Here is a 25,350-nt window from a genome sequence, read left to right as displayed (position 1 = left end):
TAGCGTTAATTGGTTAATTACATGATTTATTTAAGTAAAGTCACTGTTCCCATTTGGGTAATCACTAGCTCTGTTTTCAATTCGGTAAAGGTGATTTTCCAGTTATACATTCCATCTTTAACCAATTGACCTCCATAGGTTCCATCCCATCCTACTTCATAATCATTTGATTCAAATACTTTTTCTCCCCATCGGTTAAAGACTTCAAATTTATACATTTGAGGATCTATTCCTACCGTCATTACTGGCTTAAATACGTTGTTGATATTGTCTCCATCTGGCGTGAATGCATTCGGAACATAATAAATCGTTTGATCTCGGATAGGTATTATTTGAGTTGTTGAGTCAACGCAGCCCTTAGGTGAATATACCGTAAGCGTTACTTCATAATCTCCTTCTTCTCCAAATGGAAAGGTAAAATCGGGATTGATTTCATTGCTTCCCCCTAAACCTGAAAAATCCCAAATATTATTGGCGTTTAACTGTGATTCATTGGTGAAACTTACCACAGGATTATCTGAGAAGATACTTGCCGGTGAAAACTTAAAATCTGCTATTGGATCTGGATTCACGCAAATCATTTGACTTTCTGTATAAGTCTTCAAACACAAATTATCTGTCTCTATACTCAAAGTGATATCATAACATCTCACATCATCAAATAAATAGGTCATCGTACTGTCTGTTCCTACCTGAACTCCATCTACATACCAAGTGTAATTTTTGCTTCCATTTACTATGGTCATGTCAGAGAAGTTTACCGTGAGCGGACTACAGCCTTCTGTAAGATCGGAAATAAACTGAATTTGGGCAAGTTCACTCACTTGAATTATTCCTACTGCTGTGTCTGAAGTACAAGGTGCGTCACTATACACAACATATTCAAAAGTATAATCTCCTTTCGTCAACCCATCTAGCGTTAATACTCCTGTATTTGGATTGAAAATATTTCCGCCTAATCCATCAATTGAGGTCCATGTTCCTGGATTTGTAACTGAAATAAAAGTGTTTAAATCAACTGTGCCATCATTACAAAATTGTTCTGTAAAGTCAGTCCCTGCACTTAAGAAGGTTTTGATATCTAGGTCAAACGAACTTGTGTCATCAGGACAAAATGGACTTGTGAGTACATAATCATATTGATTAAAGCCCGCAAGATTACTAATGTCTAATTGTCCACTGGTAATAGGGTTTCCAAGTTGATCATACCATGTACCTGACGCATCAATAGATGGATCGAGTAAACTAAATAAATCGACATTCAAGTCCGTATCACAAAAATCAGCTACCCCATCTGCTCCTGCATTAGGAGGAGAATGAAAAGTTACATTAAACTCTTGATTAGCATCACAGTAACCACCATCAGAAACAGTTACTGAATAAGTACCTGAAGTATTAACTTGAATAGTTTGTGTTGTTTCATTTGAACTCCATTCATAGTCAAAACCAACATTTTCTGCATCTAAAGTTAAAGTCGAACCATCACATTCATCGTAAGAAGTTGGCAAAGTAAAAACAGGGTTATTATTATACTCGACCTCAATCGTATCTGACTGAATACAAACTGGGGCAAAAGATATATCATCAATAGCAAAATCATTTCCTCCTCCAGAATTATTTAAATTAGTCACACAAATTGTTGCTGAAGTAGCTGTTCCAGAATTCCAAATAGAAAAGAATTGATCCCACACACAGCCAACAGTGGAGGTTAGAAATGGATTTCCGATAACTGTCCCATTGATTTTAAATTGAAGATTTGCAACATTCGTACTATTGATCACATTTGTAATCCATGTACTAAATTCATAATCTGTATTAGGAGTTACATTAACCGTTTGACACCAGACATCTGTTCCTGGTGTACTCGCTCCATTCACAATCATCATATTGCCATTATTTCCGGTATGATCTGAACAGAAAGTAAAATTATTGTGAACGTTGCTTGGTGAAGTATTAATAGCATAAGTTCCAGGTGATGATAGCTGACCCCAACTGCCTCCAGTTCCAACTGTATAATTTGTTGAAAAGCCTGTATTTCCTTGAGAAAAATCACCATTATTTACAATGCTCGTTCCAATATATTTTGCATCAACATAATATATCCCAGGAGTTGAGATTGTTCTAGTGGCTAAATTCGTACCATCATCCCACAAGAATACAGGGTTATTCGGCATTCCTGATAAATCAAATTGCAATGTATTTCCTGGACATAAAATGGTGTCATTTCCTAGATTTGGTGGTGTATTTTGGGCACATTGAGCACTAATACTACTTGAAATAAGAAGTAAAATACCAATAATGGTAAATTGGTTAAATGTCATAAATTTCATGTACAATAGTTAAATTCACGCCTTTGATTAAAAAGACGTATCTCACAAATATAGGTTGTTTGAGTTAAACTTAAATAATTTGCAATTATAAAGTCTTAAAATTCTCCTGTATTTTGTAAAAATATTAGTCGAAAACAGTGATGAAAATTAAAATACATATAATAGCTACAAAAATGATGTTAAGAATTTAAAGAATAATGATTCTAGACAACAATTTTCAAGCAATTACTTTTAAATTTGCTTTTTCTAAAACGATACATTATGTTGGAAATTACAAGAATTAGAGCAGAAAAAGATGCTCTTATTGAAGGATTGAAAAAGCGCGGCGTTGATTTCAGTAATCAACTCAACCAAATTAGTACCCTTGATGAATCATGGCGTTCTAAAAAAACAGAAATGGAAACAATTCAATCTGAGAGTAATAAAGTCTCCAAAGAGATTGGAAAATTAATGGGATCGGGTAAAAAAGAAGAAGCAGAAGTCGCTAAAAAGCAAACTGCCGAACTTAAAAAGAAAGAGCAATCACTTAAAGATGAAGTTATAGAACTTGAAGCAAAAATTCAAGAATTACTCTACGAAGTGCCAAATGTTCCTTTAGAAATTGTTCCTGCGGGAAAATCTGAAGAGGATAATATCACCATCGAGGAAGTTGGCCAAAAAGTAAAATTTTCAGGAGAAGCATTGCCGCACTGGGAATTGGCCAAAAAATATGATTTAATTGACTTTGAACTTGGTGTTAAAGTTACAGGAGCTGGATTTCCATTTTACAAAGGAAAAGGAGCTAAATTGCAACGTGCTTTGATTAATTTCTTTTTAGCTGAAGCTGAAAAAGCAGGATATACAGAATATATTCCACCTTTAATGGTGAATGAAGCAAGTGGAATTGGTACTGGACAGCTTCCAGATAAAGAAGGTCAGATGTACCATGCAACAAAAGACAATTTGTATTTGATACCTACTTCAGAGGTTCCATTGACTAACATTTATCGTGATACAATCTTGCCAGATGAGAATTTCTCAATTAAAATGACAGGGTACACGCCAAACTTCAGAAGAGAGGCGGGTTCATATGGAAGTGATGTTCGTGGATTGAATCGTTTACATCAATTTGACAAGGTAGAATTGGTTCGTATTGAACATCCAAACAATTCACAAAAAGCCCTTGAAGAAATGGTGAACCATGTGAAAGGTTTACTTGAGAAATTAGGACTTCAATATAGAATTTTAAGATTATGTGGTGGTGACTTAGGCTTTACATCTGCGATTACTTATGATTTTGAAGTTTACTCTGCAGCACAAGAAAAATGGTTAGAAGTAAGTTCTGTTTCTTTGTTTGAAACTTTCCAAGCCAATCGTTTGAAGCTTCGTTTTAAAAATGACAAAAAGAAAACACAATTGTGTCATACTTTGAATGGAAGTGCTTTAGCCTTACCTAGAATTTTAGCGGCATTACTTGAAAATTATCAAACACCAGAGGGAATCGAAATTCCAGAAGTGCTTGAGGATTACTTGAATTTTAAGGAGATTAAGTAAGCTTTTTTTGGCTATGTTACAAAAGTAACGGATATTGCTGATCGACATACCTAAATTTGTACTGTTAACTCATCTAAAAATTAAAATTATGGATAAGAATAGAAAAATAATTGACGTCCGTTCAGAAATGGAATTTATGGGAGGACATGTTGCAGGAAGCATCAATATTCCTTTACAGGAGGTTCCTGACAGAATTGAAGAATTTAGAGCTATGGACAACCCTATTCTTTGTTGTGCATCAGGAAACAGAAGTGGTCAAGCAGAACAATATTTAAAAGCCAACGGAATCGAATGCGAAAACGGTGGAGGCTGGATGGAAGTCAATAACAAACTAGCTCAAAACTCGTAAATATGGGGTTTTTAAGTAAGTTATTTGGAGTTGGACCTAAGGCTGATTTTCAAGAGTTGAAAAAGAATGGTGCCCTCATCATTGATGTCCGCAATCCAGGAGAATTCAAAAGAGGTCATATTAAAGGATCGAAGAACATTCCGTTACAAGAATTGAAAAATAAAATAGGAGGTTTAAAAAAAGACCAAATAATCATAACATGTTGTCAATCTGGCGTTCGTAGTGTTAGTGCTAAAAACACCTTAAAAAACGAAGGTTTTGAAGTCTACAATGGTGGTGGTTGGGCTAATTTAAACAGAAAGCTTTAAGCCTTTTCACTTCATAAGAATTAACAAAAAGTCACACCATGTGGTGTGACTTTTTTGGTTTTTGTCGACATAAAAGCTAACTTTACTTTCTTACCTAAAAGGAGTTACTAATGGACGCATACTTACTACATATCATTGAATCAATCGTTGTTTTCTTAGCTTATATCATATTAATATACATTACAAAAAAGGCTACAGATAAAGCTGCAGATAGATACTCTAAATCCGCGGCAAGGGTAAAAATCATCAAAAAAATCATTCAATTTATCTTAATAGCGATTTCCGTTTCTTTCCTATTATTGATTTGGGGAGTAAAACAATCTGAATTAATGTTTTTTGTTTCATCCCTGCTCACAGTATTGGGAATTGCATTTTTTGCGCAATGGTCTATCATTTCAAATATTACTGCAACACTTATTATATTCTTCAATTATCCTGCAAGAATAGGAGATGAAATAGAAATATTTGATATTGATCATCCCGTAAGAGGTAGAATTACTGATATCGGTATTTTCTTTGTTACAATTACCAATAATGATGATGCACTGATAACAATACCTAGTAATTTATTTATTCAAAAAATGGTCACGCGTAAAAAAGTAGAGCGTAAAAAATTAAATACGCACAAGTCCACGAAAACCTCTTGAAATATAAAATGATTTGGCGCTATTATGATAAATAAACACTTGATCATAACGGAAATCTCCAAATATTGCGCCTCCAAGTTTCCTCACTTTTTCGGGTGTCTTTAACCAACTCGAGGTTTTAGTATCCATTTGACAAATACTTTGTAACTCTCTGTATTGTTCTGCTGTAAGCAATTCAATTCCTATTTCTTTAGCTACATCTATTACATTACTTCTAGGTTTGGACTTTTGTCTGGCTTCTAATGCTTCTTGATCATAACATAGGCTTCTTCTTCCTTTTGGACTATCGACAGCACAGTCTACAAATACATAAGTATCCGTTTCATTATCATATTCAACAACATCTGGTTCCCCACCAGTGGTTTCCATCTTGTGAAGGGTAACTAATTTATCTGGGTTAGAGGTTAAACGCTCCAATAAGTCTTCCCATTTAATTTCTTTGTGGCGTTCAAGATGATTTTCGAAACGAGATTTCAATGTTCTCAATAGGGAATTGATCTCCTTTTTAGAAAGTGTTGTACTCATTTTTATTTTGGTGTTAGTTTAGCTATAAATATATCTGTATCAAGATATTTACATTTTAGAAAATTACACTTTTTTTTTATTCTAGCTCCCTTCCTCCATTATTTTTTTTTAACTTAAATTCATTTCTTCAAATCCGCTTTTTGTGTTTTGCATAAATTTTCTCCCTAAAAAAAATAGAAGTACACCGCTAAATCTTTCTCTATGTATGAATTCTACAGAACCCTCATCTTTTTCAATAATTTTAAAAGTATGTTTTCCATCTAATATTCCACGAAATAAAAAACGACCCAACCAGGTCAATTCCACATTTTCTTCCAAAGTAACCAATTTTGGTTTGAATGTCATTTTTTTTCCGTTGGGAGGTTTGATGTTTACATTTAATTGACTGCCTATTTCCAACTTTCCTGAAATAGAAATTATAAACGGATTCCAAATAGGAAACTTATTAAAATCAGTTAGTGCATTCCAAACCTCCTCTTTTGTGGCCTTAATCTTAATTTTTGATTGAATTTCTCATCCCATTTTATTTAGTTTTAATGATGGGACAAAATTGAGGAAGTTGAATTAAAATCTACTTGACAAATATCAAGAATTGAAATATTTATGGCGAATTTTAAAAGATCTTGATGAATAAAACATGTTATTTATTTTTAGACAAAACCTCCAAATACTTCCCTAAATTCGCTTTCACAGCATATTCTTCAACGATCGTTTTTCTACCCTCCTTTCCTATCGCTTTGCGTTTTTCTATATTTGTTAGTAGTTCTACTAAACGTGTTTTCCATTCTTCAATTGAAGAACATAAATAGCCGTTTTCGCCATCTTTTACAATTTTGGTATTGACACCTACAGGTGATAAAATTGTGGGGATTTCAAGCGCCATATATTGTAGTGCTTTGAATCCACATTTTCCATTCGACCATTGGTCTTCTATAAGAGGCATCACACCGATTTGGAATGTTGCAAGGTCTTTGATTTCAGTTTCTTTATTCCAAGGAATAAAATCTAAAGATTGAAGGTCGAATTGTGGTTTTTCATTCGAAATCACACGAAAAATGAAATTGTGTTCTTTTTCTAATTCTGCTAAAATTGGAATCAATACATCCAAATATCGCAAAGTCGTTTGTGTCCCTGTCCAACCAATCACAACGGGAGAGTGAGTATGATCTGTTATTCTATTGTGATGATTTTCTAAATCAATTGTAGTAGGAATTACTGTAATATTTTTGTTGTGTGGTGAGGCATACTCCGCTAAATAGTCATTTCCAACACTTAATTGTTGTGCCCATTTCATGCAGTAATTGACTTTCCAATATCCTTTTAACCAATGTACTTTTGCATTGACTTCACTATAATTAGGTAACCAAATTGCATCGTCAAAATCATAAATGTATTTCTTGCGCAAAACCTTTGCCACAAACCACTCAAAAATAGGAGGTCCAACATGCGACATTTCACGGTGAACGAAGAGAATATCAGATTTTTTCAATCGAAAAATAGCTCCTACCCGCTTAAAAAAGCTACCAAGCATTCCCAGTCCTTTTTTTATAAAATTACCTTTTGTATAGAGTAAATTCCATGTTTTTTGGTCCAAAAAGCTATCATAAATAACTTCATAGCCTTCTTTTTCAAGTAAAGGAATAAATTGTTCAAAACGAAAACGTTGTGAAGGAGCTGTTCCTTTAGGATATGGTGCAAAGATTACGATTCTAGGTTTCATTTAATTTACTTTTACCATTCCAGAACTACTTTACCGGTCGATTTTCCTGAAGCTAAAAAAGCATGTGCTTCACTAATTTCTTTCGCAGAATAAACCGCACTTACTTGCGGTTCTACTTCTCCATTTCGGGCCATTCGAACAACTTCTTCCAAACAATATTGTAATGTAAGTGGTTTTAAATCTCCTACTTTCAACATATTGATGCCAATAATACTTTTGGCTTGCATCATTAGTCCAATCGGGATTACAATTCCCATTTTACGAACAAAATTCAAAGTAGATAAAATTCCCCATTTTTTACCAGAGCGTTCACTTCCTCCAAATAGGACAAGTGTTCCTGTTAAACCTAAAAGCTTAAAGTCTTTCTTAAAAGTTGAACCCGCAACAGGATTAAAACTCGTATGCAGAATTTCATCTTTCAAAATTCCCTTTACTTGCTCTGCATAATCACTTTTGTTATAATTCACAATATGGTTTACTCCTAAGGCTTTTAAATAAGGGGTCTTTGAATCACTTCCTGTCTTGGCGATAATGTTTACCCCTTTATGCTTTAATATTTGAATCAATGCCGTTCCTACCCCTCCAGCCGCTGCATGTATCAACACATTATCACCTTTTTGAATGGTCGTAGCAACATGACTCATATAAAAAGCAGTGACATATTGCGTAGCCAGACACAATGCTTTGTTTCCATCGTAATCACCAATTTCTGCCACTGCAACATGTTTAGTATTTACGCATTGACTATATCCTCCAAAACGGGTAAACGCAACGACTCTTTTTCCGAGTAATGCTTTTGGGCAATCTTTACCGATTTTAGTGACTTCACCCACAACTTCATATCCTAAAACACATGGAAGTGGAGGAGTTTCTTTGTAATTTCCTTCACGTGCCATCACGTCGGCATAATTAATTCCAAAGCGCTCTACAGCTATTTGTACCTCATCATGCTGTGGACCTGGTATTGTTAATTCTGTGTAAGAAAAAGCTTCCTCTGGCTTTCCAAATTGAGTAAGTTGAATTACTGTATTAGTCATTCTTATGCTCTTTTGTTTTTGCACTTATCACAATTACGATTTCACCTTTTGGTGGTTTTTCTTCAAAATATTCTAATAATTCAGCGGCTGTCCCACGATGAAAATTTTCATGTAATTTAGATATTTCTCTAGCCACACAAATTTGTCTGTTCGGTGCTAAAAATTCAACCATCTCTTTTAACGCTTTCTTTAAACGGTGAGGAGATTCATATAAAACAACAGACTTAGGTTCTTCTGCTATGGCTTTCCATTTGGTTTGACGCCCTTTTTTATGGGGTAAAAAACCTTCGAAAATAAAGCTATCGCACGGAAATCCGCAACCTACAATTGCAGGAATGATTGCAGATGGACCTGGCAAACAAACAACATTAATATCATTTTCTATACACGCACGCACCAATAAAAAACCCGGATCCGAAATTGAAGGAGTTCCTGCATCAGAAACAATAGCGGCAGATTTAGCCGATTTAATTTGATCAACCATTCGTTCAACGGTTTTATGTTCGTTGTGAATGTGATGCGAAATCAATTGGTTTGAAATTTCATAGTGTTTTAACAATTGTCCAGTAGTTCTGGTATCTTCAGCCAAAACAAAATCAGCTTCTTTTAAAATGCGAAGCGCTCGCAAAGTGATGTCTTCTAAATTACCAATTGGCGTGGGAACAACGTATAATGTACTCATAATTAATCAAAATAAAATGATATAAATGTATATCAAGCCATAAAGGTAATTAATAAAAGTAAAAGCTACAGAAGGATTATTGGGCTATTCATTTTGATAAAATAAAAGTGAACAATTAAAATAATTTATGTGATTTTAAATCTGATCTTTTTTCCTTTTTAAAGGAATCCATGGATGAACTTGGAATTTTCTCGACAAAGTAAAATATAGTCCTGAACTTCTGCTAGATTGATTATATCTATAATTTGTTTCAGTGCCATGATCCATTACAGTAATTTTACTTTCTTGCTGTTGAACAACTATAGAATTAAGTATATAAGAAACATCAAAAGAGAATAAATGAAAATCTTTTTTTGTACTAAAGTCAACTCCTAATCCAAATTTAACATAAGGTGAAACACCACGATAAATTTCAATTTCACTTACGTAATCCGTTATAAAAACGTCAGGTTCTATTTGATGCATTTCATCGTTTCCATAGTTTTCATTAATAATTCCAAACCCGAAATCATCACTACTCAATAATCCCGGACCACTTGCACTTCCATTTGCACTATAATTTCTATTACCACTAGGATTAAGTAAAACACCTATTCCTGCCATGCTTCGAAAAGCTATGGTTTCTTTTTTGTTTTTCCAGAAATTATTGTGGTAATCGGCAGATATTCTCCAATAATAAATACTTGTTGTATTGTGTGAATATGCATCTCTCATGTAACTTTCCCCAGTTTCATTATCAATTACAGTTGAATGGGTTAAAAGGCTTCTTCCAATGCTAGAATGATCTGATGAAATTCCTAATTCTATAAAATGTTTTTCTTTTATTTGAACTCCTACATTAACTCCCAAATCAATATGACCATCTAAAAACATAGGTCTGTTTACAAAGGTAAAATGTTCATTTGTAACTGAATTATAAGAATTCATTTGATGTAATGTCCCAAAAGTGCTTTTATTTGTCTTCATATTCACTGTTGGGCGCAAATAGAATGCAAATTGTGCGTTTAGGCTTGTTCCTATTAATAAATACAGTCCTAATACAGCAGCTTTTGATCGATTAAATCGTATGGTGGATTTAAAAGTTGAATTTTTCATAGTAGTTGAATTTTTTTACATAGTTACACAATTAATTATGTTTACGCTAAAAATACAGCATTGTTTTTACTATCCTAGAACTCTACACTCTAGTCTCAGAAACTTGAAAATCAAAATATGAATAACTGTTTTCCAACATTTTTACAAGAAAAATCACATGTTTACACTTGAAAACTTAAATTTGAGGTGAATTGTCCAAAATCATATTTCAATTTATTAAATGAAAAACCCTTTTTCATATTTGTTACAAATTGAGAAACATACGTTTTTCACTGCTCTTTTTACAAGTATTTTAATCTTGATTTTTGGATATGATTCAACTGACTTTACATTAGAAAAGATGAATAAACTCATCATTAGTCAAGCTACGGTTGATGGTGTTTCTATTCAGTCTCGTGTTGATTTATTTTATGGTTTGATTTTTAGGCTCCTCCTTTTAATGGTCGTTTTGCTAAAGGTATTTTCAGTTACTTTTGATAAAATACGCCTTCAAAATCACCAAAAATCAAGTGTTTTATTTTTAAGTAGTATTGGTATTTCTATTCAATTACTTCAAATTATTGGAGTTCAAACACAATTATTAATCAGTACGTTATTTTTTATTTTGCTGTTTAAAATCAGTTGTTATTTCCTTGGAAACAGCGCTAAATCCAGTTTTAAAATATTCAAATCAGAGCTATTGAGTCATTCTGTTTTAGGGTATGCCTTCCTCCTCTATTTTGCTGTACTTTACTTAGGAATTTCGAGTAACTTTCTCCCAGTTTATATCATTATTTCCATTGTTTTGATGATTTTCTTTTATGGAATAAATCGATACACAAAGCTTTCAATAAGACAAATAAACTACGCTTTTCTTCCTTTAGTTTTGTTTTCAATTTTGGCTTTTATCTCTGTCGAATTGGTTTTACTTCAATATCAAAAAGGCTCAGATTTTATAGGGTATAGAAAACTCTATTTACTCTTGTTTCTCCTTTGTTCTATTGGATACTATACCCATCTTAAATTCAGGAAGAATCGCTTAAAAAATTCTGCTTTTCTTTTCCGAAAATACATTGCTCCTTCTGTTATTGTCGCCTTTGCTTTGTTGGTTTATTACTTCCCTATTGTACAACAAAACACCGAAGTATTTGAATTGGGTAATCCGGCAAATGCACTGCACAATATTTTTAAATTCAATGAAATTCCATTTGTTGACTTCATGAGTTCTCACATGTTTTCTGAGCAATGGTATGGTATACTTTATTCATTAATTTTTGGATTTAATCAACGATTGGACTTTCAAATTTATGCTTTTTTTAATCACGTAATATTCTTATTCGTAGTTTATTATCTACTCCAAAAACTATTTAAAAACACCGCTTTTTCACTGCTTATCATTCTTGCTTTTCCATTTTTAACGCAAGTGTTTTCAAGTGACCTTGTATTTTGTATTCTTCCTTTTATGATAATTCGTCGCATTGAGAGAAAATCAACAAGCCAACTGTATTTTTATCTAATTGCTTCCTTAATTCTACTTATTATTTGGCGTATCGACACTGGATATGCAGCATTGGTTTCAACTCTTTTCTACTTTATTTTCTTAATCATTACGGCTTCAATTAAAATCAACTGGAAACACTTTTTAAAAGGAAGTTTATGGATAGGTTTGACTGTTCTTTCACTCTTAATTTTGGCCATTATTTTAAGAGATAGTTCAACGATTTTAGACCATTTTAGAACCGCTCTCCATTACGTAAGTGGAAGTCAAGCTCATGGTTACACCAACATTGCATACAACTATCCTCATCAATTTTATATTTCCTATTTCTTTTTACCTAGCATTGCTGTGTTATGTGTAATGTACATCTTATTTATACTGTGGAAAAAAGAAAACTTTAACGTGGTGACAAAGCAAAATATATTCATTTTACATGCTTCTCTTTTCTTCTTTTTAATATCATTGGTGAATGCACAGCGTGGAATTGTGAGACATGGTTATGCGGAACACAATGATGGTGCAGTAATTACAACTTTCTATTTGGCCCTTAGTCTTTTACTTATTTTCGTTTTTCGTAATATGGTAAAATCCAATAGACTTACATTATTTTACGTTTTGTGTTTTAGTTTGTTTCTCAGCTTTAGGTATTTTCCTTATGATCCTGAGTTTGGAACTTTCGACAGAGCGTTAAAAAAGAATTGTTTTTTGAGATTAGACAATGAAATTTCAGCCAAAACAAAGGTGAAACGAACGCAAGTTAATGCTAGTTTTCATGAGAAAAAGATCAAAGATTTTAAAGCATTTCTCGATAAAGAATTAACAGAAGAACAAACATTTTTAGACTTCTCAAATACACCGATGTTATATTATTACACTGGTAGAGAAGTTCCTGGATATTTCTGTCAGAATCTTCAAAATAGCATTGACGATTATTCACAATTGAATTTATTACAGCATTTATCTCCTTCCAAGATTCCTGTTGTTGTTTTCTCTTCTTATCCCAAAACATGGTTTGATGCAACAGATGGAATTCCCAATGAAATGCGTTATTATTTAATTTCAGAATATATTTATCAAAACTATAAACCTTATGGAATCATCAGTGAAAAAAGCATTTGGGTGGCCAAAGATTTTAAATTGAACAACGAAAAATCAATAGAACAAGACAGTTTAATTGATTTACCAAAAGAATATAATTACAAAAAAGCGGCGCATCTCATTCACGGCTATCATCAACGTGATGATTTTAAGGAATTAAAGAAAGTAAATTATTGGAATACAGATCAATTGGATTCCATAAATATTCAAAAATGGGCCAATGAAAATCCTAATGCTTATCTGTCTATAACTTTTAAGGACGAATTTTATCCTATGAAAAACAGCATTACTTTACTAGATAAGGCAGGCAATAAGTTGGATAGATTTATGTTTGAAACCAATCCGGAATATGGAAAACACTACATGATAAGAGTTTCAAATAGTTACCATTGGCATAATGGAAAAGCTGTATATTTGGACTCTGTATATGAAACAATAGAAGGCATAAGTTTGTTTAAAGATATTCGATTTGAAGACTAAACATCAATTAGCAATAGACAATTACCTCATTAAGCCCATCGCTTTTTTGATGAATTTCTTGGTGCGAATTGTGGGTAAAATATTGAGTATTGATCACAATTTAAATAGAGATTTTAAAAAAATTGCGGTTTGTAAATTCAAAGGAATGGGGAGTATTATTCAAGCTACTCCAATGCTAGAAGCCTTAAGAAAACAGTTTCCAGATGCTGAAATAATCTTTGTTTCTACAAAAGCCAACGCAACTGTCCTAAAGAAAATTGATAGCATTGATACCGTTGTTTGCCTTAATGATAAAGGAATATTTAAATTGATTTCAACTACTTTATCGGCCTTATATCAATTGGTTAAAAAACGTCCTGATGTTTATATCGATTTAGAAATTTACTCAAACTTCAGTACTTTATTTACTTTGTTTACCTTTTCAAAGAATAGAATTGGTTTTTATTTACGTTCTAGTTCTTTCAATATGGGAATATATACCCACATGATGTTTTTTAACAATAACGTCCCGATTTCAGAAGTTTATTTGCAAATTTCACGGCTTTTTGGAACAAATCATACAAAAAACAAACTTTTCCCACTTCATAAAAACACACCAAAATATAATGCTATTCCAGATCAAAAATACATTATTGTAAACCCAAATGCTTCAGATTTACGCTTGGAAAGAAGGTGGGGAGCAGATAAGTTTAAAGCGCTAATAAAACAGTTGGTTGTTGCTTATCCATCTATGCAAATATTAGTCGTTGGTAGTAAAGATGAACGTCCTTATAGCACCAAAACTGTCGAAGGAATCAACCATCCAAATGTGAAAAACATTGCAGGAAAAACGTCAATTGACGAATTGATTTCTTTGATTCATCATGCTACTTTAGTTATCACTAATGATACTGGTCCTATGCATATTGCGTTTGCTTGTGAAACACCAACAGTGTGCTTATTTGGGCCATGTTCGCCAGATCAGTATGGTGGAAATGCTTATACAACCGTGATTTATAAAAAGGTATTCTGCAGTCCTTGTGTTCATGATTTTAATATTTCGCCTTGTAATGGCGACAATGTGTGTATGAAATTAATTTCAGTTGACGAGGTTTTCAACAGTGCCAAAAACCACTTAGATGATCAATTTGAACCAAAACTAATGCATCAACAACAAACGATTTACTACAGCGATAAAGGACAAAAAACTTTAGGATTGGTAAGAAGAACGCTTTAATCTCGGTGAATTATTCAACATTTGCTCCTTTTCTCGTAGCAAAAATACTGATGATTAAAATCTGAAATGCATGGAAAAGCATCAACGGAAGTAACATTAATCCCATAATGTTGGTTTGACCAAATAGTGCTTCAGAAAAAACTGTTCCATGAACAAGTGACTTTTTGGTTCCACAAAATTGGGCGGTAATTTGATCTTCCCTATTAAAATTAAGCTTTTGAACTATCCATCCAATAATAAAATAGACGAAGAAAAAGATAGAAACAACCAACACAAATAAGAGTATTAAATCAATGAATTTCAATTCACTAAACACCTTTTCTTCAAAAGAATGGACAAAACTTTTATAAATGATTATCAGAATAATTGATTTGTCAAATAAACTAAGTTTTCGACTATTTTTTCGGGCTAATTCTCCCAAGAATCTTCGCAGTAATAAACCTAAAATTAAAGGCATTAATATTTCAATAATTAACTGCATATAAATCGCAGTAAAATCATACTCGATTGACGTTTCTTGAATAAAAGAAGACATCCACAATGGTGTAATTGCAATACCAATTAATCCGGAAATACTCGCATTAAAAATAGCTGCTGAAACGTTTCCTTTGGCCAAAGATACCATCACCACAGAGGAGGAAACTGTAGAAGGTAATGCAGCCATAAACAAGATAGAAAGCCATAACATTTCATGTGATGTTCCTTTTACAAAAGGATAAAACACAACTACCAATAATGGAAACAATAGAAAAGTTGAGGCTTGAACAACGATATGTAACTTCCAATTTTTTAGTCCACTTTTAATGGCCTCACTAGATAATTTTAAACCATAGAAAAAGAAAATTAATGATATTCCAATACTTGCTATTGTATCTAATGGAACAGGACTTTCTCCAAGACCCAATTGAGGAAAGAAATACGCCAAAGTAATACTCAAGGCTATGGCTATTACAAATGGATCTATTTTCATGCTACTTAATATACAATTGTGGCAAAGATATGATTATGAAAATGAAATTACGATTTGAAATGCGGCGCATATTGAATTACCCTAAAATCGATGGTATTCATGGATGGATTCTCAGCTTTTAACTTTTTGTATAAAGCCATACTCCCAACTGCGCGATTTGCTGCTCCAGATGGTGCTGTCAGTGAAACAGTTTTAATTGTTCTTTTTCCTAACTTAAAATAATGAACCTTTGGTATACTTTCATCTTCACGTTTGAGTTGAATTTGTGGGTAGTCTTTGATGTGTTTTCTAAAAAAATACTCTGGTCCATTTTTAGAATTTCCTCCTGTAAATAGCAGCGTATCAATGCTTGGGTTTTCTTCTAAAAGTTGAATAATTGGTCGTAAAATTGCGTTTTGTATTCCAGCATCTGAGGCATCGATTTTATCTCGATCTGCACATTCTACCATATCACAAATCCCAATTTTATGTTCCTTGAGAAAATCTTTACGTTGTAAAATTGCATGACCTGTATTTTCATACTTGAGGTTTAAACCATAAATTATATCAATAATTTGCCACAACTGACCATCTCTACTTCCATAACAAAAATCCACATCTCCTGGCTTCAAATCACCCGTTGTAAAACGCGGTGGCGGAAGTGTACCAATGATTAGTTTTTTAGTGTTTTGAGGAATATAAGGAGGATATGGATGCTGGTGTTTAAACATTCAAATACTGATTAATCCGGTTTTCCAAACATTAAATTAATACCAAAAGAAGCATGAAAGTTTTTCGATTGTGTTGGAGCAAAAAACCCAAGAACATTATCTGTAACTACAAAAAACTGAACAGGTCCTCCTCTTAGTGAAACTCCCGCACCAATATTTCCAAATGATCTCGCATATTGAGAGTAATTTAAGGTTGCAGTAAGCCAATTCTTTAGTTGAATTGATCCTGAAACGATTGCTGCTGCGCGGTAGCGAGATTCCAATATTTCATTGTATAAGGTCGCTGCCACTTGAATCTTATTTGTAAGTTGATAACTACCATTCAAATAAAAACGTGTGGCCAAACTAGATTTATACTCATCATTGTTTTCATTACCAGAAAAGACTTTTCTGAGGGTATCTTCCAAATTTTCAAAAACCGCTTCCGTTGAATCTGTTAAGAACTCTTTTAAATCGATTCCTTCGTAACGATAATCTATTTCATTTAAAACAAAATTAGAGTTATCCTCTTTCCAAGTGATGTAACCCAAATCCAATAAACTTGCTGAGACACTAATTTTATCGTTGATTTTATACTGCGCACCCAAATCTAAAGCAATTCCAAAATTCTTAAAGCTAGCGGCATTTTCAGCAGGAGTGTATCCTTCAGGAGCAAGCGAATCATACATAGAGTTAATTCCAGAAGTATTGATTGTTGCCGAACCGTCAAAAGTCAAATTGAAAGTTGTTGCATCAGTATGTAATCCTAATTTTGTTTCTCTGGTATCTACATTTGCCATTCCGGATAAGAATTTCACGCGACCACCAACTGACAATTTATCATTGATTTCTCTATTAAATCCAACAGCATATTCAAGGTAAGAATTCAAATTAATTCCTGTTTCATCTAAACTGGCACGTTTTCCAAGCAATGATTTTCCATTTCCTTCAGTAATTAAGGTAAATAAGTCTTTTGTGTAAACAAAGTTGGAATTCAAACGATTGGTTACTCCAAAGCTGAAATAGTTTTTCTTGACACGAAATCCGAAGGCAAAAACTTCATTGTAGGTTTCCAATGTAAGGAAGTTACGATCACTCATTTTTCCAATGGCATTAGATGGATTTATATTTAAAGAGTCATCTTGTGGTCTTTCAGTTAATAAGTCATTGAGACTAAATCCACTATTTGAAGCTCCAAAACTATTATTCGAAAGTACCGGAATACTCACAAAAACTTTTGCATTAGGTTTGTATGCAGGATTTAATACATGCGCTTGAGGAATGTTATCAAGTCCATACATTGTATAATTTCTCTGCGCTGTACTCATATTTCCAATACAAGACAACAAGGCAGTTAAGAATAAAAGTTGTATATTATTTATGTATTTTATTTTCATCGTAAGCAGTATTAAAATTGAACATTCCCCTCAACTTGAAGACCAAGTTTAAGATCTAAATTATAACTATCAAACAGTTTTACAACCTCACCACTTTGACCGTTGAGTGTTTCTGCAACTCCACCTACCAAAATATATTTAGCAGAGGACAATTGTAAAATTTGGGTTTCTGATAAATATGCATCTGTTATTTTTGTTACATTTTCATTTACATGACCATTATTATCAGTTAATGCAGGGCTAATAACATCTTGAGGAGTATTGAATAAATTAAAAAGTGGAGTGTAATTTTCATCTAGGAAAACAACATTTGAAGTTAATTTAATTGGAAATCCATTATTGATATTTAGCCTAAACATCACAGATTCTAATGCTTCAACATCCTCATTAAAATTAAAATCGAAGGTATCCTGAAGTGCAAAACCATAAGCAGAACCTTCCAAGGGTAATAAAACCTCTGTGTTAATCTTTAATTGACTAGTGTCAGAAACAAAATTTAAAGGAGGAACATTTCCATTTGGATTCGATTGAACATTTGAAGAATAAACAAAGTATTTAGGTACCGATGAAACCAAATTTGATAAATTATTAGTGTTTGAAGTTGTCAATTCGAATGTTGACAAAGCCTCTTGTCCAATTGCTGGTGCAGCAGTGATGTCAAATGTACTCGGAAACCCTGTCAATGGATATTCATCACCTGTATTAATATCAACCGTTTTTAAGTTTGATAAATCAATACGAATAGGAAAACCAAATGAGTTAAAAGCATCAAACTTAATTTTTGGATTAACAAGTTCAAAATAGCCGTTAGAAGCATTTTGATATAATTTCAGAAGAACAGAATCACCAGGAATACCGAGATTAAACTGACCAAAATATCCCGTTGCATTTTCAAATTTTAAATCTTCAAAAGCATAGGCTATATTAAGTTCTTCATTACCGTTAATCGCTTCTCCAGATCCATTTATTGTCGTAGAAATCTCCGCTTCTAATTCATTTACGGTAGTATTTCCCATTGTAAAATCACCTTCTACCCCATTAAAATCAATCGTTGCTGTTGCAGTTTGTGGAACTGTTCCATTATAATTAAAGTTAAGTGTTGTTGAAACAGGAACTCCATTGATTTGCAAATCTGGAAAAGTAATTTCACAGATTACACTGTGTCGAAGATCTGTTGAGGCATTGATCATAAGCACACCAGATTTAAAATTCACTTCATGTATTTCAGCCATACCAGCATCAAAATCGAAGTTTTGAGTATTATTGGCTGTTACTGATCCATTAAAAGTAGGAATTGGTGGAGCATTCAAATCAGCAATACTCAAATCAGTTGAACCGTTTAAGTCTTGAATACTTAAAATAGACTCAGCATTAAAAGACAATATTTCTCCCTCATAAGCCAAAGCAATCGCTCCTGAATTTTCATCAATAACCACCAAATCAGTACTGTCATCTCTGGCGAAAATATCATACACATTAAAATTAGAATGCGCTAAAGGAACAGCTAAATTTGGATTCCAAGCGCCTGAAGCGATCTTGTCTAAATTGTTTTTCTTACAGGCTGTCGAAAGCACTAAAAGCGTAAGAAAAGACACAGTGCTTATAAATGTAAAACGTTTCATAAATATTGTTTTAATTACATTAGTATTACAAAAATAGAGAATTAAAATGACTTTCATTCCAAGTCGAAGTGACGATGAAGTCTTCCTTTAATTGTTACTATAATTTCATTTTCAATAACTTTCATAAAGGCTATGAATCTATTTATCAATAAAGCCACAGCTAAATATTCCTTGAACTAACCAATGGATAGCACATATTTCATAAAAATTAAAACATTCAACATTTGATTTAGACATTTTGTATATTGCCAAAAAGCATTGTGATTACAGTGTAAAAGTAGACGTTATGAGTATCAATTGGATTTTATTGATTATTGGTGGATTGTTTGAAACTGGATTTGCCATTAGTTTGGGAAAAGCCCAACAAACAAGTGGTAAAGAATTTTACTTATGGATTTTAGCATTTGCAATTTTTGTGTGTGCAAGTATGTTTTTATTGTACAAATCAATGGGCGGTGAACATGCTATTCCTGTGGGTACAGCCTACGCAGTTTGGGGAGCTATTGGAGCCATTGGAACCATAATTGCTGGAATTATACTTTTCAAAGAACCTATGGGATTTTGGAGGTTGTTTTTTCTCACCACCTTAATAATATCTGTTGTTGGGTTACAAATTGTAAGTAGTAAAGCTTAATTAAAAATAATGACAGAATTAGAGGTTTATATCAGAGAAGGTTTTGGTGTTGTTGATCCAACAGAATTAGCTAAAATTAGTACGCTTTTCACTTATTCAAAACTTGAAAAAGGTGACTTTTTATTACAATAAAATAACAAATGTGAGGGCTTGAGTTTTGTTCAATCAGGCTACTTACGCATGTTTGCTTTAATTGACGGAAAAGAGGTTACACAATGGGTTTCTTCGAAAGGTTATTTTGCCACAGATCTTGCGGGTTTTATTTACAGCCAAAAATCAAAACTATCTATCCAAGCCTTAACAGCAACAGAAATTTATACTATTTCAAAAGATGACTATGATAAAATAGGAACACTCGTTCCGCAATGGCACGCTATAGAAAAGCAGTTTTTAATCAATTGTTTTATTGCGCTAGAAACACGCGTTTTTAGCCATTTATCAATGACCGCTGAAGAGCGTTATGCCGCTTTTTTTGAAACAAATAAATCTATTTTTAATAAAATTCCGCTTCAATATATCGCATCTATGCTTGGAATGTCACCTGAAACTTTGAGTCGAATAAGAAAAAAGCAAGTGATGTAAACGAATTCTACGTAGAGAAAGATCTTTCAATAGGCTTTTACAAGCTCGCATTATATTACGAACACCTTTTTAAGATTATCATCACCAAAATAAAAATTGAAATGTAGAAGTTGAAATTTCTACTAAAATCAAAAAAGTCTGAAATTGGTGTATTTTTTTTCTTTTTAGGCTTCTTATTTTTATTGTAATAGGAATTAAACATATATTGTAAATGATTAAGCGGTAGGATCATTAAATTTCAAAGCCTCAAATTGACCACTTAATTTTGTGTATTTTTCTAAAACTTTTAAACAAAGTAAATCTTCTAAGTTTTCATTTTTAAAGCGGTTAACATGAGCATGAGCATTACTAATAATTTGTTCTGCCTCCGCACTGTTTTTTGAATAGTACAAAATTTTCTCTTCTAAGTCAGAGTAATCACTTTTAACTTCAACATAATGTACACCAGCTTTTAATGTTCCCTCCATAAACCATGTTTCATATTTAGGTTTAGGCATTAAACAAAGAGAATTAGACGACATTACCCATTTCAAGTTTGTAGCGACGTCATTGCCTTCAGGACAAAAAATAAACTTATATTTCAATTGCTCTTGAATAGATAAAAAATCTCCTTGCCACGGAAGATCTTCAACTGGTCTGTTGGTTTGTTTAACATTACACAATGGATGATTATAAAACTTTTTAACAAAGCTTTTTCTTAATTCTAAATAAGCTCCTCCTCGCCAAACCATTAAATCTTTTTTATCTGTAAACTTTAAATTATCATTGACCCAGTTAAAATGACGATTCTTATTCAGTTTAAACAGTACCGAATTGGCATTATTTCCATCAATTGGACGTGCTTTTACAAGTGTAGGAAATGAATTAACATCTGTATCATCTCCAAATCTATAGTCAAAACGAGTGCTTAATTTAAAATAGTGTAAAAACTCCTTTAAATCCAGGAAGTAATCTGTTCCTTTTGTTCTTTTATAATTTTCGATTGATGTTGCCCTTTTTGAAGTTTCAAAAGGTTGATTTACTTTATTGTAATAATTGATTCTGTACTCTATTTCTTCTTGACTAAAACTTTTTTCAAAACGTTTAAGTTTTTGATACTTCCTTTTAAAATAAAGACTTGGGAGTGCATTGTAACCAAATCTTTTTGCGTAATAAAAAACTTTCATAGTCAAAATTTAGTAAGGGCACAGTATCTATAATTGAACTTCAAAACAAATTTTGGTTAGATATGAGTATTAATTATACAAAGCACCATTCGCGCAATAATAAACATTTACATTGAAGTGAGAATAGTGTAATCTAGTAAAATTAACTGAAAACCATAAACTTGTTTATTGGGACCATAAATTGTTCTAATATGAATATGAGCTTTCATACTATTATACGAATGAATTAAAACAATTTAATCTATTGACTTATTCACATCAATTATCAATTTGGTACATGCCCCAGGATCATTAAACAGCTCTATTGTACCATTCAATTGTTCTATCAATCCATCAATAATTGCAATTCCAAATGAATCGCTTTCTCGTATTTCATTTAAATCTTCTTGATAACCTACTCCATCATCGCAATATGTAATATAGAGGAAGTTTTCATCTTTTTTAATACTGATGGATATTTTCATTAAATGATCATCAGAACGACCGTGTTTCATAGAATTATTTACCAATTCGGTGATAATTAATCCAATTGGAATTAAGAAATCAATGTTCTGTTTGTATTCTATAGGTTCAATACTGAAATCAACTTTTTGACCATCAATTATAGGAGTAACTACTTTTTGAATATAAGAATGAATACTTACAACATCAAAATCTACTGTTTTGTATATAGCTTCATAAGCTTGTGCTATTGAACTAATTGAATTTTCAATTTCATGGGTATCAATTTTCCCATTTTTATTTTTCAATCGAGATAAACTTTGAATCAATTGTAAGTTATTCTTAACGCGATGATGAACTTCTTTAAGCAAAATATCTCTTTCTTTTATTGCTTTTTTAAGTTGAAATTCAAGCTTTTTCTCTTCTGTTATATCTACATGACATCCTATCGCACGTAGTGGTTTTCCATCATCACTCCATTTTACAACTTTTCCATTGCAACGTACCCATATAATACTTCCATTTTTGTGATGATAGCGAATTGTAATATTAAAAGGAATTTTTCCCTTAGAAGCAATATGCCTATCCAATGAAGCATACATATCTGGCAAATCTTCTTTAAATGCAATTTTTTGCCAAGCTTCTGGTTTATTCTCCATTTCTGTTTCAGAATAACCAAACATTTCTTTAAAACGTGGACTTAAATATTCCTCATTTGTTTCCATGTTCCAATCCCAAAAACCAGCCAAAGAACTTTCTAAAGCACTTTCACTTAATAATCTAAGATCTTCTACTGAATTATATCTTTTCATATATCATATTTACGACTCAATAATGATTAAAGTTAGAAGATGGGAATAAATATAATTAATTATATTGAAGTTGATATAAATCTTCTTTTAAGATTATTAAAGTAATTATTCTTTATTCAAAAATAAAAACAAAAATTTTAAAGTCAAAATATAATAACTTGAAAAACAGATAGATGTAAATCAACTATAATTGATTAGAGATAACTGCAGGATCCCAATGTACTAGGGCCGCCATAATTTTTCCGTCGCTACTGATTCTAAATTCCTCAACACCTTCATAAGCGATTTTTTTATCATTATAAGCTGTAGATTCAGACTTCCAGTAAACTTTTATGGAATCTTTCTCAAAGGTTTTACTCACAACTGACATATTTAGTGCTTTAAAGAAACGAATTACCCCTTTAAAGAAAATGGCCAATTGTTGATGTCCAACATAAGGTCTACTCCCTACAGGATCTTCAATATATCCATTTTCAGTGAAAAGCTCGACCCACTTTTCTTGGTCTAAAGCACTAATTAATTCAAAATATGAATCGATTACTGCATTTATGGTATCTTGATTAGAAGTATGTTCTTCTTTATCTTGAGGTGTAAAATCCTCTTTTTCCATAATCAATTGACCTGCAATACTACCATATTGAAAATTAGTTTTTAAGGTCAAATCATATTTTGCATCATCAATTTCTTTAAAAATAGGTTCGACAAATTTATCAACTAATGAAACTAAATCATATCCAATAGAACCAAAAGATTGTGAACCTATGATATTTGAAGTAAGTACATAATGTTGAAAGAAAAAGTTCTTTAATGAACGCTCTAAATTTGTAAACTGATTAATGAGTGCAACATAATTAGGGTTTGTTTTAGGATTCTCTAAAATATGAACAATACTCTTATCCTCATTTTTAATGGTATGTAGGAAGGTTTTGAACAATTGAATGGCGATTCCAAACATCTCATAGGCTTGCTGTGATTGACCACCACTCGCACCTCTTAATACTACCCTTAACGGGTGATAATCTGATAAAACCATGTGATCCAACAACAATATGTGATCTGCCAAATACAAGAATATTTCATAATTGGCTTTAAAATGATGCATTATGGCTTCACTATTTTCATCAATATCATAGAAAATATTTTGAATCGCTTTTAATTCATTGATGGCTAAATAAAACCAGCATTCAGAAATCTGATGAACAACCATAAAAGTTTTATCTTCAGAATTAAAGTATTCTAAATCATCAAGTTTCAAAACCTCCAAAATATTTGGATATTCTATTTCTTTAGTATCATTATTTGACCCAATAGTAATCTCAGGTAAATTAAAATGACTTCGAATCTCATTCATTTGAACATCAAGTCCAATGTTTATCTTTTTTGTAAGATCGAAATACAATGTACTAATACGTTCAATATCATTTCTGTAGGATGAATCTAATAACTTTAAATGCTCTAAATTTTTAGACCTTCCTGACTGAAATGCTTTTCCTTCTACACTGAAATCACAAGTATTTAATAACTTAAACTGTGTTTTAATTCCGCGAAGTAAATGCTCTACTTTATTTAAGTTGATGTTATTATCAGTAAATAAACTACCCAATAAATATGCAGATAACTCAATGGATGTTAGTCCACATCTTAATAAATCTTCCTTATGATTATTGTCTCCTTTCAGGAAAAAATCTAAGGCTTCAAAATGAATATATAAATTATAAGGTATTTTTTTCATTGTATTTAATGATTAACACTATATGGTAACTTCTCAATTACATCATTAGTTATAAAGCTCTATTTAACACGTATTGTGAATTCGTTCCAAATCTAACATTTTTAACCGAAAAATATAATTAGACATGGTATAATAATTTTGACTTATTTTTTTAATCAAACACATATTTAAGTCCTATACTAAACCCAAATCCATAATGTCGTACTTCTGTATTATTGAAATAATTTTCATTGGTAAAAGACGTAAAACTGTGTTGATAACCAAAAGTAGTATACATGATATACTGATCAAATAAAGTATAACTTCCTCCTATTTCAACCAATCCTCCTAAATCAAATTTTGTAACTTCATCTGTTACATCTAAAACTACCCCTTCCCAAGAACTTTTATTGGCAGGTGATCTATACACCGCAGATGTCAACCAAGATGGAACGATACCTATATTCATAAAAGATGATAACTTATTTCCAACTGAAAATCCAGCTTTTAATGGAATTGAAAAATAGTTATAATCAAACTCTGATGTATATTTTGTACCTGTGGAATTTCCAAAATCATCAGTAAAAACGATGATATCATCAAATCCTTTCTGAGCATAAATAAAATCTAAACCAAAATGATAATTATTTTTTAACTGATATTGATAGCTAAGTCCTGCTGTATATCCGATTTTATATTTTGTATTCTCAAAAGAATTTTTCGCTCTAACATTTGTCCAGTTAACACCACCTTTTAAACCAACATGATGATTTTGTCCTAAAACAGGCAGTGCAAAAAGTAAAACAAGGATTGTAAATAGTTTACTCAT

General features: G+C 32.2%; 24 protein-coding genes. 9 read left to right on the top strand and 15 right to left on the bottom strand.

The features are described 5' to 3' along the window. Positions 1-26: 26 nt before the first annotated feature. Entirely contained in the window at positions 27-2,330 is a 2,304-nt protein-coding gene (locus tag DXU93_RS02920) for a T9SS type B sorting domain-containing protein (RefSeq protein WP_116879741.1), read from the bottom strand. Positions 2,331-2,591: 261 nt separating this feature from the next. Between DXU93_RS02920 and serS the strand changes: the two genes are divergently transcribed. From serS to DXU93_RS02900, 4 genes are all read left to right on the top strand, one after another. Next, positions 2,592-3,863, top strand: a complete 1,272-nt coding sequence (gene serS, locus DXU93_RS02915) for a serine--tRNA ligase (RefSeq protein WP_116879740.1) — start codon at positions 2,592-2,594, stop codon at positions 3,861-3,863. Between the two features lie 88 nt (positions 3,864-3,951). Next, the gene (locus DXU93_RS02910; protein ID WP_116879739.1) at positions 3,952-4,212 is read left to right on the top strand and encodes a rhodanese-like domain-containing protein; all 261 of its coding nucleotides are present in this window, start codon (positions 3,952-3,954) and stop codon (positions 4,210-4,212) included. 2 nt (positions 4,213-4,214) lie between these two features. After that, complete coding sequence (locus tag DXU93_RS02905; RefSeq protein WP_116879738.1) at positions 4,215-4,520, top strand: rhodanese-like domain-containing protein; 306 nt, start codon at positions 4,215-4,217, stop codon at positions 4,518-4,520. 110 nt (positions 4,521-4,630) lie between these two features. Next, on the top strand, positions 4,631-5,167 hold the full coding sequence (locus DXU93_RS02900; RefSeq protein WP_116879737.1) for a mechanosensitive ion channel domain-containing protein: 537 nt from the start codon (positions 4,631-4,633) through the stop codon (positions 5,165-5,167). On the opposite strand, the gene DXU93_RS02895 is transcribed toward DXU93_RS02900, so the two are convergent. The 6 genes from DXU93_RS02895 to DXU93_RS02870 all read right to left on the bottom strand — a co-directional run bounded on the left by DXU93_RS02895 (position 5,135) and on the right by DXU93_RS02870 (position 10,226). Then, positions 5,135-5,692 carry a DUF4256 domain-containing protein gene (locus DXU93_RS02895; protein ID WP_116879736.1) on the bottom strand — a complete coding sequence of 186 codons (558 nt, stop codon included), beginning with the start codon at positions 5,690-5,692 and terminating at the stop codon, positions 5,135-5,137. The genes DXU93_RS02900 and DXU93_RS02895 overlap by 33 nt on opposite strands. A gap of 108 nt (positions 5,693-5,800) precedes the next feature. Continuing rightward, complete coding sequence (locus tag DXU93_RS02890; RefSeq protein ID WP_262510722.1) at positions 5,801-6,190, bottom strand: SRPBCC domain-containing protein; 390 nt, start codon at positions 6,188-6,190, stop codon at positions 5,801-5,803. A 142-nt stretch (positions 6,191-6,332) separates the two neighbouring features. Next, positions 6,333-7,412 (bottom strand): glycosyltransferase family 4 protein, encoded by a 1,080-nt coding sequence (locus tag DXU93_RS02885; protein ID WP_116879734.1) that lies wholly within the window; start codon positions 7,410-7,412, stop codon positions 6,333-6,335. An 11-nt stretch (positions 7,413-7,423) separates the two neighbouring features. Continuing rightward, positions 7,424-8,449, bottom strand: coding sequence for a quinone oxidoreductase family protein (locus DXU93_RS02880; RefSeq protein ID WP_116879733.1), 1,026 nt, complete (start codon positions 8,447-8,449; stop codon positions 7,424-7,426). Then, positions 8,442-9,131 (bottom strand): 16S rRNA (cytidine(1402)-2'-O)-methyltransferase, encoded by a 690-nt coding sequence (gene rsmI, locus DXU93_RS02875; RefSeq protein WP_116879732.1) that lies wholly within the window; start codon positions 9,129-9,131, stop codon positions 8,442-8,444. Before rsmI ends, DXU93_RS02880 begins: the two co-directional genes overlap by 8 nt. 135 nt (positions 9,132-9,266) lie before the next feature. Next, positions 9,267-10,226, bottom strand: a complete 960-nt coding sequence (locus DXU93_RS02870; protein WP_123776026.1) for a hypothetical protein — start codon at positions 10,224-10,226, stop codon at positions 9,267-9,269. Positions 10,227-10,446: 220 nt separating this feature from the next. On the opposite strand from DXU93_RS02870, the gene DXU93_RS02865 reads away from it, so the two are divergent. Continuing rightward, complete coding sequence (locus tag DXU93_RS02865) at positions 10,447-13,281, top strand: hypothetical protein (protein ID WP_116879730.1); 2,835 nt, start codon at positions 10,447-10,449, stop codon at positions 13,279-13,281. Further along, complete coding sequence (locus DXU93_RS02860) at positions 13,271-14,497, top strand: glycosyltransferase family 9 protein (protein ID WP_116879729.1); 1,227 nt, start codon at positions 13,271-13,273, stop codon at positions 14,495-14,497. The genes DXU93_RS02865 and DXU93_RS02860 overlap by 11 nt, the downstream gene beginning before the upstream one ends. Before the next feature lie 10 nt (positions 14,498-14,507). On the opposite strand, the gene DXU93_RS02855 is transcribed toward DXU93_RS02860, so the two are convergent. Genes DXU93_RS02855 through DXU93_RS02840 form a run of 4 tightly spaced genes read right to left on the bottom strand, consistent with a single transcriptional unit; the run spans position 14,508 to position 19,175 of the window. After that, complete coding sequence (locus DXU93_RS02855) at positions 14,508-15,467, bottom strand: bile acid:sodium symporter (protein WP_116879728.1); 960 nt, start codon at positions 15,465-15,467, stop codon at positions 14,508-14,510. 47 nt (positions 15,468-15,514) lie between these two features. Next, positions 15,515-16,177 carry a uracil-DNA glycosylase family protein gene (locus DXU93_RS02850; protein WP_116879727.1) on the bottom strand — a complete coding sequence of 221 codons (663 nt, stop codon included), beginning with the start codon at positions 16,175-16,177 and terminating at the stop codon, positions 15,515-15,517. A gap of 11 nt (positions 16,178-16,188) precedes the next feature. After that, on the bottom strand, positions 16,189-17,553 hold the full coding sequence (locus tag DXU93_RS02845) for a DUF5723 family protein (protein WP_116879726.1): 1,365 nt from the start codon (positions 17,551-17,553) through the stop codon (positions 16,189-16,191). 11 nt (positions 17,554-17,564) lie between these two features. After that, the gene (locus tag DXU93_RS02840; protein WP_116879725.1) at positions 17,565-19,175 is read right to left on the bottom strand and encodes a hypothetical protein; all 1,611 of its coding nucleotides are present in this window, start codon (positions 19,173-19,175) and stop codon (positions 17,565-17,567) included. A gap of 292 nt (positions 19,176-19,467) precedes the next feature. On the opposite strand from DXU93_RS02840, the gene DXU93_RS02835 reads away from it, so the two are divergent. Genes DXU93_RS02835 through DXU93_RS02830 form a run of 3 tightly spaced genes read left to right on the top strand, consistent with a single transcriptional unit; the run spans position 19,468 to position 20,391 of the window. Beyond that, complete coding sequence (locus tag DXU93_RS02835) at positions 19,468-19,809, top strand: DMT family transporter (RefSeq protein ID WP_116879827.1); 342 nt, start codon at positions 19,468-19,470, stop codon at positions 19,807-19,809. A 9-nt stretch (positions 19,810-19,818) separates the two neighbouring features. After that, complete coding sequence (locus DXU93_RS15265; RefSeq protein ID WP_262510719.1) at positions 19,819-19,941, top strand: hypothetical protein; 123 nt, start codon at positions 19,819-19,821, stop codon at positions 19,939-19,941. An 18-nt stretch (positions 19,942-19,959) separates the two neighbouring features. Continuing rightward, the gene (locus tag DXU93_RS02830) at positions 19,960-20,391 is read left to right on the top strand and encodes a Crp/Fnr family transcriptional regulator (RefSeq protein ID WP_240623408.1); all 432 of its coding nucleotides are present in this window, start codon (positions 19,960-19,962) and stop codon (positions 20,389-20,391) included. A 215-nt stretch (positions 20,392-20,606) separates the two neighbouring features. On the opposite strand, the gene DXU93_RS02825 is transcribed toward DXU93_RS02830, so the two are convergent. From DXU93_RS02825 to DXU93_RS02810, 4 genes are all read right to left on the bottom strand, one after another. Further along, entirely contained in the window at positions 20,607-21,557 is a 951-nt protein-coding gene (locus DXU93_RS02825) for a glycosyl transferase family 90 (protein ID WP_116879723.1), read from the bottom strand. Positions 21,558-21,793: 236 nt separating this feature from the next. Continuing rightward, the gene (locus tag DXU93_RS02820; protein WP_116879722.1) at positions 21,794-22,810 is read right to left on the bottom strand and encodes a sensor histidine kinase; all 1,017 of its coding nucleotides are present in this window, start codon (positions 22,808-22,810) and stop codon (positions 21,794-21,796) included. Between the two features lie 184 nt (positions 22,811-22,994). Further along, the gene (locus tag DXU93_RS02815) at positions 22,995-24,542 is read right to left on the bottom strand and encodes a tryptophan 2,3-dioxygenase family protein (RefSeq protein ID WP_116879721.1); all 1,548 of its coding nucleotides are present in this window, start codon (positions 24,540-24,542) and stop codon (positions 22,995-22,997) included. Between the two features lie 151 nt (positions 24,543-24,693). Then, positions 24,694-25,350, bottom strand: coding sequence for an outer membrane beta-barrel protein (locus DXU93_RS02810; protein ID WP_123776025.1), 657 nt, complete (start codon positions 25,348-25,350; stop codon positions 24,694-24,696).

The sequence above is a fragment of the Brumimicrobium aurantiacum genome (assembly GCF_003402975.1).
Lineage (GTDB): Bacteria > Bacteroidota > Bacteroidia > Flavobacteriales_D > Crocinitomicaceae > Brumimicrobium > Brumimicrobium aurantiacum.
The sequence above is the reverse complement of the archived record's forward strand: the minus strand, read 5'-3'. Positions and strand labels throughout refer to the sequence as shown.

Coding starts and splice junctions, on each gene's coding strand:
- DXU93_RS02910 (WP_116879739.1), top strand. CDS start 3,952: ATGGATAAGAATAGAAAAATAATTGACGTCCGTTCAGAAATGGAATTT.
- DXU93_RS02895 (WP_116879736.1), bottom strand. CDS start 5,692: ATGAGTACAACACTTTCTAAAAAGGAGATCAATTCCCTATTGAGAACA.
- DXU93_RS02880 (WP_116879733.1), bottom strand. CDS start 8,449: ATGACTAATACAGTAATTCAACTTACTCAATTTGGAAAGCCAGAGGAA.
- DXU93_RS02885 (WP_116879734.1), bottom strand. CDS start 7,412: ATGAAACCTAGAATCGTAATCTTTGCACCATATCCTAAAGGAACAGCT.
- DXU93_RS02850 (WP_116879727.1), bottom strand. CDS start 16,177: ATGTTTAAACACCAGCATCCATATCCTCCTTATATTCCTCAAAACACT.
- DXU93_RS02845 (WP_116879726.1), bottom strand. CDS start 17,553: ATGAAAATAAAATACATAAATAATATACAACTTTTATTCTTAACTGCC.
- DXU93_RS02815 (WP_116879721.1), bottom strand. CDS start 24,542: ATGAAAAAAATACCTTATAATTTATATATTCATTTTGAAGCCTTAGAT.
- DXU93_RS02905 (WP_116879738.1), top strand. CDS start 4,215: ATGGGGTTTTTAAGTAAGTTATTTGGAGTTGGACCTAAGGCTGATTTT.
- DXU93_RS02870 (WP_123776026.1), bottom strand. CDS start 10,226: ATGAAAAATTCAACTTTTAAATCCACCATACGATTTAATCGATCAAAA.
- rsmI (WP_116879732.1), bottom strand. CDS start 9,131: ATGAGTACATTATACGTTGTTCCCACGCCAATTGGTAATTTAGAAGAC.
- DXU93_RS02900 (WP_116879737.1), top strand. CDS start 4,631: ATGGACGCATACTTACTACATATCATTGAATCAATCGTTGTTTTCTTA.
- DXU93_RS02855 (WP_116879728.1), bottom strand. CDS start 15,467: ATGAAAATAGATCCATTTGTAATAGCCATAGCCTTGAGTATTACTTTG.
- DXU93_RS02820 (WP_116879722.1), bottom strand. CDS start 22,810: ATGAAAAGATATAATTCAGTAGAAGATCTTAGATTATTAAGTGAAAGT.
- DXU93_RS15265 (WP_262510719.1), top strand. CDS start 19,819: ATGACAGAATTAGAGGTTTATATCAGAGAAGGTTTTGGTGTTGTTGAT.
- DXU93_RS02840 (WP_116879725.1), bottom strand. CDS start 19,175: ATGAAACGTTTTACATTTATAAGCACTGTGTCTTTTCTTACGCTTTTA.
- serS (WP_116879740.1), top strand. CDS start 2,592: ATGTTGGAAATTACAAGAATTAGAGCAGAAAAAGATGCTCTTATTGAA.
- DXU93_RS02920 (WP_116879741.1), bottom strand. CDS start 2,330: ATGAAATTTATGACATTTAACCAATTTACCATTATTGGTATTTTACTT.
- DXU93_RS02865 (WP_116879730.1), top strand. CDS start 10,447: ATGAAAAACCCTTTTTCATATTTGTTACAAATTGAGAAACATACGTTT.
- DXU93_RS02810 (WP_123776025.1), bottom strand. CDS start 25,350: ATGAGTAAACTATTTACAATCCTTGTTTTACTTTTTGCACTGCCTGTT.
- DXU93_RS02825 (WP_116879723.1), bottom strand. CDS start 21,557: ATGAAAGTTTTTTATTACGCAAAAAGATTTGGTTACAATGCACTCCCA.